Source organism: Rhizobacter sp. Root1221 (assembly GCF_001425785.1).
GTDB lineage: Bacteria > Pseudomonadota > Gammaproteobacteria > Burkholderiales > Burkholderiaceae_C > Rhizobacter.
In genome coordinates, this window is the sequence record NZ_LMDI01000006.1 from 76,331 (window position 1) to 90,763 (window position 14,433).

Below are 14,433 nucleotides of genomic sequence, written 5' to 3' on the forward strand. Positions count from 1 at the left end.
TGCCCTAGAGCACAGCCTGTAGCGCTGCGCCCCGGCGCCGCCGAACCAGCTTCGCCAGTCGCGGCACGATGACCGCTGCCGCCGTGATCGCCAGCACCGCCGCCGAGATCGGCTGGGTGAAGAAGATCGACGGGTCACCCTGGCTGATGGCCAGTGCGCGGCGCAACTGGGTCTCCGCCATCGGCCCGAGGATCATGCCGACGATGGTGGGTGCCACCGGGATGTCGTGGCGCCGCATTGCGAAGCCGATCAGGCCGATGCCGTACAGAAGCGCCAGGTCGAACCACGAGTTGCGCAGGCCGTAGGCGCCGAGCGTGGCGAACACCAGGATGCCCGCATAGAGCAGCGGCCGTGGAATCGACAGCAGCTTGACCCACAGGCCCACCAGCGGAAGGTTGAGAATGAGGAGCAGCACGTTGCCCACGTAGAGGCTCGCGATCAGGCCCCACACGAGCTGCGGCTCGTTGGCGAACAGGAGCGGCCCGGGCTGCAGCCCGTATTGCTGGAAGGCCGACAGCATGATCGCCGCCGTCGCGCCGGTGGGCAGGCCCAAGGTCAGCAGGGGCACCAGCATGCCGGCGGCGGCCGCGTTGTTGGCCGCCTCGGGCCCGGCCACGCCTTCGATCGCACCCTTGCCGAACTCTTCGGGATGTGTGGTGAGCTTCTTCTCCATTGCGTAGGAAAGAAAGGTCGGGATCTCCGAGCCGCCTGCCGGCATGGCACCGAACGGAAACCCGATCGCGGTGCCGCGCAGCCAGGGCTTCCACGAGCGCGACCAGTCCGACGCGCTCATCCACACCGAGCCCTTGACCGATTCCACCTTGTCGGCGACGCGGTCCAGGTAGGTCGCGACGTACAGCGTCTCGCCGACCGCGAACAGGCCGACCGCGACGATCACGATGTCCACACCGTCGAGCAGCTCGGGCACGCCCAGTGTCAGGCGCGGCTGGCCGCTCTGGCTGTCCAGCCCGATCAGTCCCAGCACCAGGCCGAAGAACAGGCTCGCCAGCCCGCGCGCCGGTGAACTGCCCAATACGGCCGAGACGGTGGTGAAGGCCAGCACCATCACCGCGAAGTACTCGGCGGGGCCGAACTTCAGCGCTACCTCGACCATGGCCGGGGCCGCGATGGTGAGCATCACCGTGGCCAGCGTGCCAGCCACGAACGAACCGATCGCCGCGGTGGCCAGCGCCGGGCCGGCGCGGCCGCGCTTGGCCATCAGGTTGCCCTCCATCGCGGTGACGATGGTGGCCGACTCGCCGGGCGTGTTGAGCAGGATCGAGGTGGTCGAGCCGCCGTACATGGCGCCGTAGTAGATGCCGGCGAACAGGATCAGCGCGCCCGTCGGGTCGACGCTGGCGGTGGCGGGCAGCAGCAGCGCGATGGTCAGCGCCGGCCCCACGCCGGGCAGCACGCCGATGGCGGTGCCCAGCGTGACGCCGAGCAGGCCGAGCAGCAGGTTCTTGATGCTGAGCGCAACGGCGAAGCCGCTCATCAGGGCGGTGAACGTGTCCATCAGGCCTCCTGGCGGGCCGCCCCAAGGGAGGCCTGCGCCCCTCCGGGGGGCAGTGAACGAAGTGAGCGTGGGGGTTTCATCCTGGTGCTCCCCGGCTCAGCCACCCCATCGGCAGGTTCAGGCCCAGCCCGCGGGTGAACAGAAAGAACACCAGCACCGAGATCAGCACTGCAATCACGATGTCGCGCGCCGGCCGGGTGCTGCCGAAGCCGCGCGCGATCAGTGCGTACAGCAGCGCCGAGGCGACGATGAAGCCGGCCCAGCCGATCAGCACCATGTGCAGCAGCACCGCCAGGCTGATCAGGCCGAAGGCGCGCCAGTCGGCGCCCTGCTGCGCCGTGGCGTCGTCGGGCATGCCACGCCAGCCCCCATTGAGGGCCTGCCAGCCGAGCACCAGCCCGATCACGGACATGCCACTGCCGATCAGCGTGGGGAACAGCCCCGGGCCGACGCCGGCATGGCTGCTCGCCGCCTTCACCAGACTGCCCTGCCACACGACGAATCCGCCGAGCAACACCATGCCGAGCGAAAGCAGCGCTTCGCCGCCGAGCGCCGGGCGGGTGGATTTCAAGAGGGGTTTGCTCACGTGGGACCTTTCGTGGCGGCACTATTTCTTGATCATCCCGAGCGAGCTCACGACCTTGGCGATGCGCGGCTGCTCGGTCTCTAGGAAAGCCTTGAAGGCATCGCCCGACAGGTACAGGTCGTTCCACTCGTTCTTGTCCAGCGTCTCCTTCCACGACGGCGTCTTGACCGCCTTGTCGACCGCTGCGACCAGCTCGGCCTTCTGCGCTTCGCTGGTGCCGGGCGCGCCGAAAAGGGCGCGCCAGTTGGCCAGGACCACGTCGACGCCTTGTTCCTTCAGGGTGGGCACGTCCTTCACATCGGGCAGCCGCTCGGCAGCCGAGATGCCCAACGCGCGCAGCTTGCCGGCCTTGACCTGCGCGGCGAACTCGCCCCAGCCGCTGACGCCCACCGTGACGTGCCCGCCCAGGATGGCGGCCTGCGCCTCGCCGCCGCCGGCATGCGCGATGTAGTTGATCTTGCCCGGATCGACGCCCGCAGCCTGCGCGACCATGGCCGCGAGCAGGTGGTCGGTCGCACCTGCTGACCCGCCCCCCCACGACACCGCGCCCGGGTTGGCTTTCAGCAGCACGACCAGGTCGGAGAGCTTCTGGATCCTGGACGCCGCCGGCACGACGATCACCTCGTACTCGCCGGTCAGGCGGGCAATCGGGGTCACCTGCGAGAGGTTCACCGGCGAGCCGTTCACCAGGATCGCGCCGACCATCACCGTGCCGCCGACCATCAGGGCCTGCGGGTCGCCCTTGGACGAGTTGATGAACTGCGCCAGGCCGATCGTGCCGCCGGCACCGGCCTTGTTGTCCACCGTCACGCGCTTGACGATGTCGCCGCTCTGCAGGGCGCGCTGCATCGAGCGTGCGGTCTGGTCCCAGCCGCCGCCGGGCGCGGCCGGGGCGAGGATCTTCAGGGCGTCAAGCGCCATCGCGCAAGGGGCGGCCAGCAGCAAGGCGGATGCGGCGACGGCGATGAGATGCCCCCTGGAAAACGTGCGTGTCATGAACGTGTCTCCTCTGCTTGTGGCGGGCGATCTTGTCCCCGTGGATTCGCGAGGAGCTTTCGAAGAGCTTTCAGAACTGGCCTTCGAAGCCTCGGTACTTTCCCGATCAGGATTACCCGCTGCGGGTAAGCGATAGGGGGCGATGAAAGGGTTTAGAAAGCCCCGCCGCCCAGCTGTTTCCTAGCATCGCCGCCACGAGTGACCCACTGCGCACGAAGGACAGTCGATGAACATCACAGGCATGCTGCACGGCTCCCGGCTCCTCAAGCTGGCCGGCTTTCCGACCCCGGACATCCTCGGCCCCGACGCAAGCGAGGCCGACATCAAGGCCCTCATCGCGCGCCACGGCCAGGTGTTCATCAAACCCGTGTTCAAGGGCGGCGTGGGCAAGAAGGGCAAGGCCGGGCTGATCGGCCGCGCGAGCGACCTGAAGACCGCACTGGCCGAAAAGGAACGCCTGTACTTCTGCGAACACCGCCACGGCAACCAGTACGCCAAGGCCAACGGCGTCACCTTCGAGGCGGGCGTTCCGGCCGAGCACGAGGTCTACTTCTCGCTGACGGACGACACCCGCTTCCGCGCCCCGACGATGACGCTGACGCACCATGGCGGCATCGACATCGAGGAGCTCGACAAGTCGCAGATCGTCAGCGTACCCTTCAACCCGCTGACCGGCCTGAAGGCCTTCATCGTGGCCAATGCGCTGTCGGAGCTCGGGGCGCCCAAGCAGATCATCTCGCCGCTGGTGCAGCACCTGCCGAACCTGTGGGACCTGTTCCACGACTACGGCATGACGACGCTGGAGCTGAACCCGATCCGCCTGCGCGCCGACACGAAGGGCCGGCTCACGCCCGTGGCCTGCGACTTCAAATGCGGCTTCGATCGCGACGACCCGCGCTGGCAACGGCTCGAGCTGCCGGCCGACCTGTTCGCGGCCGACTACTCCGACTTCGAGCAGGAGATCAACACGCTGCGCACCTACCAGGGCCAAAGCGACGTCTACGTGATCAACGCCAAGGGCACGATCCTGGCACCGACGTTCGGCGGCGGCGCCAATTCGCTGGTGACCGAGATGCTGGGCGACGACGCGATCATCTCGTCCGACTTCGGCGGAAACCCGCCCTACGAGAAGATGAAGTCGGTCGCGCGCATCTGCTTCAAGCACTGGCTGAAACAGTCGAACGTGCTGTTCATCATCGGCGGGAAGAGCAACAACACCGACATCTTCGAGACCTTCCGCGCCATGGCCGACGCGCTGCGCGAGCACTTCGGCGAATACGGCGCGCAGCCGCTGTACCTGGTGATCGGGCGCGGCGGCCCGAACCTGGTGCGCGGGATGGGCGTCATGCGGGACACCTGCGAGGCGCTGGGCATCCCCTACCGCATCTTCGGCTTCGACTCGGCGATGAGCGAGGTGGTGGACTACGCGCGCCGCGTCGACGGATGGATGAAGGCCGGCGGGCGCGACAAGGTCGCCGCCAGCATGGGGCTGGGCGCCGGCAGCGTCCGCGCCGCCTGAACCCGAACCCCTCGAACAACAGGAGCATCGATCATGGCCCAGAGCGTCGGCCCCTTCAAATACCACGTCGGCATCAAATCGCTGGCGCAGATCGCCACGCGGCAGGACCGCGTGTGCGTGCTCAACATCATGGGCGGCGAATCGAGCGAGGTCACGCCGGTGGGCCACGCCTGGAGCGGCGGCAACGTGGTGTTCGGCACCTCGCCCGGCCGCCGCGGTCAGGTGCTGGAAACGCCGCAGGGCGACATCCCCGTCTACAACAACGTGCGCGAGGGGCTGGAGGCCGGCCACCAGTTCAACTGCGGCGTGGTCTACCTGCCGCCGAGTGCGGCGGACGACGGCGTGGTCGAACTGATCCGCGTCAATCCCGAGCTGCAGAAGATCTTCATCCCGACCGAGAAGATGAGCGTGCACGACGCGCGCGAGATCCGTGCGATGGCACAGGCGCGCGGCATCGACATCTTCGGCGGCAACAGCCTGGGCGTGGCCGACTCGTGGAACCAGGTTCGCATCGGCGGCGCGCTGGGCGGTGACGCCCCCGGCGACACGCTGCGCAAGGGATCGGTGGCGATCCTTTCCAACTCGGGCGGCTTCACGACGACCATCGCGCAGTACCTGCGCATGGGGGGTTGGGGTACGACCACGCTGGTGTCCAGCGGCAAGGACGTGTACATCCACTACGCCGCGCCAGAGTTCGCGTTCGCCTTCGGCAACGACGATCGCAGCAAGGCCGCGGTGCTGTACTGCGAGCCCGGCGGCTACTACGAGCTCGATGCCGAGTTCACCAAGCCGGTGGTGGCCTGCGTGGTGGGGCGCTGGAAGAGCCGGCTCACGCGCGCGGTGGGCCATGCCGGGGCCATGTCGGGCGGCGGCGACGACGCGGCGTCCAAGGAGCGTTGGTTCATGCAGAAGTTCGGCGTCGACGCGCTGTTTACGCGCGAGCGCCCGGTGTGCTCGGCCAAGGGCGCGGTGGTGGTCAACATCGCCGACATTCCGGCAGCGCTGACCGCGGTGATGGCGGCCAACGGCGTGAAGCCCGACTTCGCACCCGAAGGCACGACGGAGCTGAAACCCTGGTTCGGCTCCAACATGCGCGTCGCGCTGCCGCCGGAGTTGGACCTGCCCGTGGTGCGCGCGGCGGTGCCGTACGACGTGCAGGTCGAGACGCTGGACCGGCACGTGGGCGCCGTGTTCGCGCGTGCGGCCATGAAGGACGCCTCGGGCGTCTCGCAGATGGACCCGAAGACGCAGGTCACGCGGCTCAACGGCGTGTCGGTGCTCGACGCGGCGCAGTACCCGCTGGAGGCCAACGTCAACCTGGCCCTGCTCAAGGAGCCGGGCGGTGAGAACGACCGCAAGCTGGTGAGCGTGGCGATCGCGGCCCACCTGAACCTGCACGGCGATGCGACGCTGGCGGCGGCGCAGGCCGCCCGCGAAGCCGGCAACGCGCCGAATGCCGTTCTGGCGGCGGCGCTGGCCATCGTGGGACCGCGGCGCACCGAGCCCGCCCGGGCCATCGCGAGCCATCTGATCGAGCGCTTCGCGGCGGCCGGACTGCGCGACGCACTGGACGAAAGCTTCGCGCTGGAGGCGCTGCTGGAGGCGGACGAGCGCGGCGGCCAGATGCTCTGCAGCCGGCCCGATCCGCGTGCCCAGGCCATGCTCGACGCCCTGCGCGCGCGCGGCGCCCGCTCGGTGTTCGTGCGCTACATCGAGCGACTCGGCAGCTACCCCAGCGCCGACGCGGTGCTGGCCGCCATCACCACCACGCTCGGTTGGGGGCCGTTGATGCGCCGGCGCATCTCGCGCCTGACGGTGGAGTGCCTGCCGGCGTGGGTGCAGCTGTTCGGCACCCTGATCGGCGCCTCGGTTGACGCCGAGCGGCACGAACCGACGCGCTTCTGCGGTATCGCCGAAGCCGATCTGCTCGGTAGCCGTTCGCTCACCGAAGTGGCCTGTGTGGCGCTGCTGCACGAGAAGCCGAGCGAGAGCGACTTGTTCACCTTCCAGACCCTGGTGGGGCTGCTGCTGAGCAACGGCCCGGGCACGATTTCGGCACAGGGTGCCAAGGGCGCGGTCTCGTCCGACGGGCCCGAGCAGCCTGAGCGGGTACAGCTCAACAAGGGGCTGCTCGGGTTCCTGACACACTGCGGCTACGCGCACGGCGGCAACGGCTATGAGGGGGTGGCCTTCCTGCTCGACCAGTTCAAGGACAGCGGCCTCGCCGATCCGGGCGACCCGTCGCATGGCGTGGACATCGCGGCCCTTGCGGCGCGTTATGTCGACACGTATGCACGCTACAAATCCGAGAAGAAGACCAGCGGCAACCTCGACATCCAGAAGATCCCCGGCGTGAACCATCCGGTGTTCAAGGACAAGCCGGTCAACCACGATCCGCGAGAGGTGTTCATCGGCGAGCTGATGCAACAGCGCGGCGAGCACAACGTGTTCCATGCCTTCTACAAGGCGCTGGTGCAAAGGCTCTACGACGAGGGCGTGTCTCGCACCGTCTACTGCGTGAACATCGACGCGGTGATCGCCGCGTTGCTGCTCAAGATCGTATGGCCGGCGTACCGCGCCGGCAGCATCAAGGCCGATGCGCTGGAGACGGCGGCCTTCACGATCTTCCTGTACGCCCGCATGCTGGGTTGTGCCGCCGAGGTCGACGACCACCTCAACCGCGGCCGCAACATGGACACACGCGCAGCGGCGTCGGCGTGCCGCTTCGTGACCTGAGGGGGGCCTCGAGAACCACTGCACCGACCTGCCGCCGCACACGCAGCAGGAACTGATCGACCCCGAGGAGAACCCCATGGCAGATGACCTGCGCGACGCCGCGCTCGACTACCACCGTTACCCCACGCCCGGCAAGATTTCGGTGACCCCGACCAAGCCGATGGCCACCCAGCGCGACCTGGCGCTGGCGTACTCGCCCGGCGTCGCCGAGGCCTGCCTGGCCATCGCCCGCGACCCGCTTGCGGCGGGCCAACTCACCTCCCGGGCCAACCTGGTGGCCGTCATTACCAACGGCACCGCCGTGCTGGGCCTGGGCAACATCGGCCCGCTGGCGGGCAAGCCGGTGATGGAGGGCAAGGGCTGCCTGTTCAAGAAGTTCGCCGGCATCGACGTGTTCGACATCGAGCTCGACGAGCTCGACCCCGACAAGCTGATCGACACCATCGCGCGCATGGAGCCGACCTTCGGCGGCATCAACCTCGAAGACATCAAGGCGCCCGAATGCTTCTACATCGAGCAGAAGCTGCGCGAGCGCATGAAGATCCCGGTCTTCCATGACGACCAGCACGGCACCGCCATCGTCGCGGCGGCGGCCATTCTCAACGGCCTGAAACACGTGGGCAAGGACATCGGCGAGGTCAAGCTGGTGGCTTCGGGCGCCGGCGCCGCCGCGCTGGCCTGCCTGGACCTGGCGCTGAGTCTCGGTCTCAAGCGCGAGAACATCTGGGTCACCGACGGCAAGGGCGTGGTCTACATCGGGCGCACCGCGGGCATGGACGACAACAAGGCGCGCTACGCCCAGGAGACGAACGCGCGCACGCTGGCCGACGTGATGCCCGGGGCCGACATCTTCCTCGGCTTGTCGGCCGGCGGCGTGCTCTCGCCGGAGATGGTCAAGGGCATGGCGCGCGACCCCTTGATCTTCGCCATGGCCAACCCCACGCCCGAGATCATGCCGGAGGACGCGCTGGCGGTGCGCCCCGACGCCGTCATCGGCACCGGCCGTTCGGACTACCCGAACCAGATCAACAACGTCCTGTGCTTCCCGTTCATCTTCCGCGGCGCGCTCGATGTCGGCGCCACCTCCATCAATGAAGCGATGAAGGTGGCCACGGTACACGCCATCGCGGGGCTGGCGCATGCCGAGGTCCCGGACCTGGTCGCCAAGGCCTATGGCGCCGCCGGCCTGCGCTTCGGCCGAGACTACCTGATCCCCAAGCCCTTCGATCCGCGCCTCATCGTGGCCGTGGCGCCCGCCGTGGCGCGGGCGGCCATCGACTCCGGTGTGGCGACGCGACCCATCGCCGACATGGACACGTACCGCGCCACCCTCGCCCGTTTCGTCTACCACTCCGGGTCGGTGATGCAGCCGGTGTTCGACGCGGCGCAGAAAGCGCCCAAGCGCGTGGTCTACGCCGAGGGCGAAGACGAACGCGTGCTGCGCGCGGTGCAGATCGTCGTCGACGAGCGGCTGGCCAAGCCGATCGTGGTGGGCCGCGCCGGCGTGGTGGCGCAGCGCATCCAGGACTTCGGGCTGCGCCTGGCGCCGGGGCGCGACTTCGAACTCGTCGATCCCGACACCGATGCACGCGTGCCGCAGGCCGCGCAGGCCTACTACCAGCGCACCCGCCGCAAGGGGGTCACGCCCCTCGCGGCCGAGGCCACCTTGCGGCGCAACCCGACAGCACTGGCCGCGATGCTGGTGCGCCACGGCGACGCCGACGCGCTGCTGTGCGGCGTCAACGGCGGCTACCGTGCGCACCTCGAGGTGGTGGCCGACGCGATCGGCCTGCGCGAAGGCGTGGAGACGCTGGCCGCCATGAACATGCTGATGCTGCCCGAACGCACGCTGTTCATCTGCGACACCTACGTCAACGCCGACCCGAGCCCCCAGCAGCTGACCGAGATCACCGTGCTGGCCGCCGACGAGCTGCGCCGCTTCGGCATCAGGCCGCACGTGGCCCTGGTGTCGCATTCCTGCTTCGGCAGCGAAGACACGCCGAGTGCGCAGAAGATGCGCCGGGCGCTGGCACTGATCCGCTCGCTCACCCCCCCGTTCGAGGTCGAGGGCGAGATGCACGGCGATGCGGCCCTGTCCAAGGAGACCCTGGACCAGGTGTTCCCCGACTCGGGTTTGACGCGTGAAGCGAACCTGCTGGTGATGCCGACGCTCGACGCGGCCAACATCACGTTCAACGTGCTCAAGGCCAGTGCGGGCAACGGCATCACTGTCGGGCCCATCCTGCTCGGCCTGGCCAAGCCGGCGCACGTCCTCACGCCGACCGCCAGCGTGCGGCGCCTTGTCAACATGACGGCGCTGGCCTCGGTGGACGCCGCGGCACAGTGGGCCAGCCACACGGCCACGTCGATGCTGTCGCACGTGGACGCCGCCCGTTGAACACCCAACCAGCCGAGGAAGACTTCCAGGGTTTCCGGCATCGAGCTTGCGATCTGTCCTTGCAGCCGCGTAACCGCGTACTGGCCGTGGCCTGCGACGTGGCCGACTTCGCCTCGTGCACCCAGGCCGTGGCCCAGGTGCAAAGGGACGTCGGCGCTGTCGACCACGTCTCGTCGGTCAACGGCTCCAAGGGCGCGTTCGGCCAGACCCTGAAAGGAAGTGGCGGGCCTGATCATCTACCTCGCCTCGGAGGAAGCGGCGTTCGTGACCGGCGCCAACATCGCGATCAATGGCGGCCAGCACATGCAGCAGGAGTCGCCGGACTGTCGGCGGACACCCGCGGCGGTTGGTGCTGGTGCAGGTCCGTCAACGACGGTACTCATGCATCACCTCGCGGTTCTTCCCGGATCGCTTGGCCTCGTAGAGCGCCTTGTCCGCGGCTTCGATGAGCTGGACGGATGAGCCGCCGCGTTGCGGGATCGTCGAGGCGCCGCCCACGCTCACGGTGAGGTTCCGGACCACCGCTGAAGCGCCGTCCACCAGCTGAAGGTCGCGCACTGCCGCGCGGAGTTTTCCGGCCATGAAGCTTGCGCCCGTCAGCGGTGTGGTGGTCATGACCAGTGCGAATTCCTCGCCGCCGTAGCGAGCAACGAGATCGGTCGACCGGTTGGCATTCAGCTGCAAGGTGCTTGCCACCTTCTTCAAGGCCTCGTCTCCGCCCAGGTGGCCGTAGGTGTCGTTGTACTGCTTGAAGTCGTCGATATCGATCATCAACACGGAAAGGGGACTTTGGTCGCGCAGCGACCGGCTCCATTCCAGCTGGAGGTGCTCGTTGAAATGACGCCTGTTGCAGATTTCGGTGAGTCCGTCCACGTTGGTCAACCGCTGCAGCTCGATGTTCATCTCCGTCAGCTGCTGCTGGCTCTCGCGCAACGCCCGGTATGCTTCGTCGCGCTGCAGCTGGTTCAAGTACGCCTTGGAGTGGTAGCGGATGCGCGCGACCAGCTCGATCTGGCTGGGCAACTTGACGAGATAGTCGTTGGCACCGGCTGCGAACGCATCACCCTTCACAGCGGGGTCTTCGGTGGTGGACAGCACCACGATCGGGATGTCGCTGGTGGCCGAATTTGCGCGGTATCGGCGAACCAGCGTCAAGCCGTCGATGCCGGGCATGACCAGGTCCTGCAGGATCACCGTCGGCCGAATCTGCTCAGCCACCGCGACCGCCTTTGCCGGGTCGGCGCAATAGTGGAAGTCGATGCCCGGCTGGTTCAGCAGCGCGCGGCGTACGGCCTCCCCAACCATCGCCTGGTCGTCGACCAACAGCACCATGACGGCGGAGTGCGTCGCCATATCAAGCTTTTTCGCTTCAAGGTCCATCATGACCCCCTGGTTTTGGTTGGATGGAAAGCACAGCGCACAGTCGCGGCGCGATCGCGTGGATGGGCAAGATGTCCACCGCGGCGTCCAGCGCGACAGCCGCCTTGGGCATGCCATAGACGGCGCAACTGGCCTGGTCCTGCGCGATGGTGTGGTGGCCCTGGTCGCGCAAGGCCTTCAGGCCGAGCGCACCGTCGCGTCCCATGCCGGTCAGCAGCACGCCGACGATGTCACCCGGCCACAGGGCACACGCGCTGTGGAAGAACACGTCGACCGACGGACGGTAGACATAGTCCCGCGGGACGGGCGTGTAGGCCAGTCGCTCACCGGGCTCAAGCCGCAGATGGTCGTTGGTGGCGGCGAGCAGGACCGTGCCGCGGGCCGGCCGATCGCCCTCGCGGGCCACCTGCACCGGCAACACCGAATGCTGCCCCAGCCACTGCGCCATGCCGGCGGCGAACTGCTCGTCCACATGCTGGACGATGACCACGGCGGCCGGGAAGTCCGCCGGCAGGCCGCGCAGCAGCGTTGCAAGCGCCGCCGGCCCACCCGCGGATGCGCCGATCGCGACCAACTGCCGTGCACGCGTCCCGCGCGATACCGCGGCAGACCGGGCGGCGATGGCGCCGGCCGGGACGCTGTCGCCGATCAGCTTGCCAATGATTTCGATCTTTGCCAGCAGAGGTGCGGCGCCAGCGCGAAGGTCACCGCCGCCGAGCACCGGCGTATCGACGACATCGAGTGCGCCGTGGCCCATCGCGTCGAAGATGCGAGCGGTGTTGGCACCCATGTCGGCCGTGACGAGCAGGATGGCGCACGGTGTCTCGGCCATGATGAGGCGTGTGGCCTCGACGCCGTCCATCTCCGGCATCAGCAGGTCCATGAGCACGAGGTCAGGCCGCAGTTCGGCGCAGCGCTGCACCGCCTGCGCGCCGTTCCCGGCCACCCAGACGACGCGGTGTTCCGGCCGCAGCGCCAGCACGCGCCGCAGGGCCTCCACCGCCATTGGCAGGTCGTTGACGATGGCGATCTTCATGCCATGGCCTCGCCGATCAGGTCGACGGCCGCCTGCAGCAGCGTCTGGTCATGAAAGCTGCCCTTGGTCAGGTAGTGGTCGGCCCCGGCCTCCAGCCCGCGCCGGCGATCGTCGGCGCGGTCCTTGTACGACATGATCATCACCGGCATCGACTTCAGGTTCAGATCCTTCTTGACCAGCGTGACCAGCTCGATGCCATCCATGCGCGGCATGTCGATGTCGGTCACCAGCAGGTCGAAGTGACCGGTGCGCACGGCGTTCCAGCCGTCCATGCCGTCAACGGCGACCTCGACGTCGTAGCCGTGCTGCGCCAGCAGCTTGCGTTCGAGCTCGCGCACCGTCAGCGAGTCGTCGACCACCAGCACGCGTTTGCGCTTCTTCCCGTCGGCGGCGATGCCACCCGGTTGCACCTGGCTCAGCTGCCCGGATGCGATCAGCTTCTGCACCGATCGGATCATGTCCTCGATGTCGATGAGGAGCACCGGCGAGCCATCCTCCATCAGTGCACCGGCGCTGATGTCCTTGATCTTTCCAAGGCGCGGGTCGAGCGCCTGCACCACGAGCTCGCGTTCGCCGAGGAAACGGTCGACCACCAGGCCATAGGTGTCGTCGTGGTCGCCGACGACGATGACCGACAGGTCGCCGCCGGACGTTTGCGGCTCGCCCGCCTGGAGAATCTGATGCGCGGTGACGAGGCCGATACGCCGCCCGTCCACGTCGACGTGCTGCCGCCCCTCGAGCACTTCGACCTGCTGCGGCGCGAGTTTCAAGGCGCGAACGATGCGCGCCAGCGGGAAGGCGTAGGGCTCGCCGCCGATGTCCACGAGCAAGGTGCGCACGACCGACAGCGTGAGCGGCAATTGCAATTGAAAGCGTGTCCCGTGGCCGGCCTGCGTCGACACCCGAACGCTGCCGCGAACCTGCTTCACCATGTCCTGCACGACGTCCAGCCCGACGCCGCGGCCGGAAATCTCGGTCACGCGATCGCTGAGCGTGAAGCCCGGCAGGAACAGGAACTCCAGCAGTTCGGCCTCCGACAGCTCGGCCGCGATCTCGACCTTGGTGTGATTGCGCTCGACCACGGCGCGGCGCAGCACATCGAGGGCGATGCCGCGGCCGTCGTCGGACACGGTGATCTGCAGCGCCCCGGCACTGTGGCGCGCTTCCAGCCGCACGAGGCCTTCCGCGGCTTTGCCCGCGGCGCGGCGCTGCTCGGGCGACTCGATGCCGTGGTCGAGCGCATTGCGCAGCAGGTGACCCAGCGGTGCGTCCAGCCTCTCGAGTACGTCGCGGTCCACCGGCGTCTCGGCACCGACGATGTCGAGCCTGACCTGCTTGCCGAGCGAGCGGCCAAGGTCGCGCAGCATGCGCGGCATGGCCTGGACACCGTCGGCGAACGACCGCATGCGACAGGCCACCGCTTCGTCATACAGCCGGCGCGACAAGTCGGCCGAGCGCCGCTCGAAGGTCTCCAGGTCGTCGAGCCCCTGCGCCAACAGCTGTTCGCATTCGAGCACGCGGCGCTTGACCTCGTGCAGTGCCGCGCGAGACCGGTCTTCCAGAGGGGACGTCGGCCCATCGTCGCGCATCGCGTCGAGCCCTTGCACGGTCTGGTGCTGCAGCCGCTTGAGCCGCAGCAGCGAACGGGCGAAGGGATTGAGCCAGCGCGCGGCCACCAGCGATTCGCCAGCCAGGCCGAGCAGCCGGTTCAGGTTGTCGGCGGTGACGCGCACGACGCGGTCCGAGTTGTCTCGCGCGGCCACGGTCGCAGGGGTCGCGGGCGCGGCGCCCGACGCCGGCCCAGCCCCATCCGGCGCCGGATCGCCTTCGCCGTTGGTCTGCATCGCGTGTGCCAGCGACTCGACGAATGCCGTCACTTTCGGCGCATCGGCCTGGTCCGTTCCGGAGGTTTTGGCGAGGTGTGCCAGCAGATCCACGCCGCCGAGCAACGGGTCGATGTGGCCCTGGCGCAATCGCAGCCGGCCCTCTTGCGCGGCGACAAAGCAGTCTTCCATGGCATGGGCCACTTTCACCGCGGCGCCGATGCCGACGATGCTGGCCGCACCCTTGAGCGAATGGGCGGCGCGCATGCAGGCCTCGAGCTGGTCGGCCGCATCTGGGTCCCGCTCCAAGGCGAGCAGTCCCGCCGTCAGCAACGGCGCGTGGTTCTCCACCTCGATGCGAAAGAGCGCCAGCATCGACAGTTCGCTGAGATCATCGCTGCTCATTGGGCATCCTCATGCTGCGCACGTCGGCATTCGCCCTC

General features: G+C 68.2%; 9 protein-coding genes and 1 pseudogene. 4 read left to right on the forward strand and 6 right to left on the reverse strand.

Annotation, left to right across the window (positions count from 1 at the left end):
* Positions 1-4 precede the first annotated feature (4 nt).
* From ASC87_RS06205 to ASC87_RS06215, 3 genes are all read right to left on the reverse strand, one after another.
* On the reverse strand, positions 5-1,516 hold the full coding sequence (locus ASC87_RS06205) for a tripartite tricarboxylate transporter permease (protein ID WP_056658340.1): 1,512 nt from the start codon (positions 1,514-1,516) through the stop codon (positions 5-7).
* A 76-nt stretch (positions 1,517-1,592) separates the two neighbouring features.
* A complete protein-coding gene (locus ASC87_RS06210) occupies positions 1,593-2,102 on the reverse strand; it encodes a tripartite tricarboxylate transporter TctB family protein (protein WP_056658343.1) in 510 nt (169 codons plus the stop codon).
* A 21-nt stretch (positions 2,103-2,123) separates the two neighbouring features.
* The gene (locus ASC87_RS06215) at positions 2,124-3,098 is read right to left on the reverse strand and encodes a tripartite tricarboxylate transporter substrate binding protein (protein WP_056658346.1); all 975 of its coding nucleotides are present in this window, start codon (positions 3,096-3,098) and stop codon (positions 2,124-2,126) included.
* A gap of 226 nt (positions 3,099-3,324) precedes the next feature.
* Here ASC87_RS06215 and ASC87_RS06220 point away from each other — a divergent pair, with 226 nt between their 5' ends.
* The 4 genes and pseudogenes from ASC87_RS06220 to ASC87_RS33085 form a co-directional block, all read left to right on the forward strand.
* A complete protein-coding gene (locus tag ASC87_RS06220; RefSeq protein WP_056658348.1) occupies positions 3,325-4,617 on the forward strand; it encodes an ATP citrate lyase citrate-binding domain-containing protein in 1,293 nt (430 codons plus the stop codon).
* A 33-nt stretch (positions 4,618-4,650) separates the two neighbouring features.
* The gene (locus ASC87_RS06225) at positions 4,651-7,353 is read left to right on the forward strand and encodes a CoA-binding protein (RefSeq protein WP_056658351.1); all 2,703 of its coding nucleotides are present in this window, start codon (positions 4,651-4,653) and stop codon (positions 7,351-7,353) included.
* Between the two features lie 76 nt (positions 7,354-7,429).
* On the forward strand, positions 7,430-9,751 hold the full coding sequence (locus ASC87_RS06230) for an NADP-dependent malic enzyme (RefSeq protein ID WP_056658355.1): 2,322 nt from the start codon (positions 7,430-7,432) through the stop codon (positions 9,749-9,751).
* A 213-nt stretch (positions 9,752-9,964) separates the two neighbouring features.
* Positions 9,965-10,057 (forward strand): annotated as a pseudogene (locus ASC87_RS33085) (SDR family oxidoreductase); the annotation flags it as partial.
* 60 nt (positions 10,058-10,117) lie between these two features.
* Here the strand turns inward: ASC87_RS33085 and ASC87_RS06235 are convergent.
* The 3 genes from ASC87_RS06235 to ASC87_RS06245 are packed head-to-tail and all read right to left on the reverse strand — an operon-like array spanning position 10,118 to position 14,395.
* Positions 10,118-11,134: a diguanylate cyclase gene (locus ASC87_RS06235; protein ID WP_235582074.1), complete on the reverse strand. Its 1,017-nt coding sequence runs from the start codon at positions 11,132-11,134 to the stop codon at positions 10,118-10,120.
* A complete protein-coding gene (locus ASC87_RS06240; RefSeq protein WP_056658358.1) occupies positions 11,121-12,167 on the reverse strand; it encodes a chemotaxis response regulator protein-glutamate methylesterase in 1,047 nt (348 codons plus the stop codon). The genes ASC87_RS06235 and ASC87_RS06240 overlap by 14 nt, the downstream gene beginning before the upstream one ends.
* Positions 12,164-14,395, reverse strand: a complete 2,232-nt coding sequence (locus ASC87_RS06245) for a hybrid sensor histidine kinase/response regulator (RefSeq protein WP_056658361.1) — start codon at positions 14,393-14,395, stop codon at positions 12,164-12,166. The genes ASC87_RS06240 and ASC87_RS06245 overlap by 4 nt, the downstream gene beginning before the upstream one ends.
* Between the last annotated feature and the right edge of the window lie 38 nt (positions 14,396-14,433).

Excerpts from the sequence above, each read along its gene's own strand:
- ASC87_RS06205 (WP_056658340.1), bottom strand. The coding sequence starts at position 1,516 with ATGGACACGTTCACCGCCCTGATGAGCGGCTTCGCCGTTGCGCTCAGC.
- ASC87_RS06215 (WP_056658346.1), bottom strand. The coding sequence starts at position 3,098 with ATGACACGCACGTTTTCCAGGGGGCATCTCATCGCCGTCGCCGCATCC.
- ASC87_RS06220 (WP_056658348.1), top strand. The coding sequence starts at position 3,325 with ATGAACATCACAGGCATGCTGCACGGCTCCCGGCTCCTCAAGCTGGCC.
- ASC87_RS06225 (WP_056658351.1), top strand. The coding sequence starts at position 4,651 with ATGGCCCAGAGCGTCGGCCCCTTCAAATACCACGTCGGCATCAAATCG.
- ASC87_RS06230 (WP_056658355.1), top strand. The coding sequence starts at position 7,430 with ATGGCAGATGACCTGCGCGACGCCGCGCTCGACTACCACCGTTACCCC.
- ASC87_RS06235 (WP_235582074.1), bottom strand. The coding sequence starts at position 11,134 with ATGATGGACCTTGAAGCGAAAAAGCTTGATATGGCGACGCACTCCGCC.
- ASC87_RS06240 (WP_056658358.1), bottom strand. The coding sequence starts at position 12,167 with ATGAAGATCGCCATCGTCAACGACCTGCCAATGGCGGTGGAGGCCCTG.
- ASC87_RS06245 (WP_056658361.1), bottom strand. The coding sequence starts at position 14,395 with ATGAGCAGCGATGATCTCAGCGAACTGTCGATGCTGGCGCTCTTTCGC.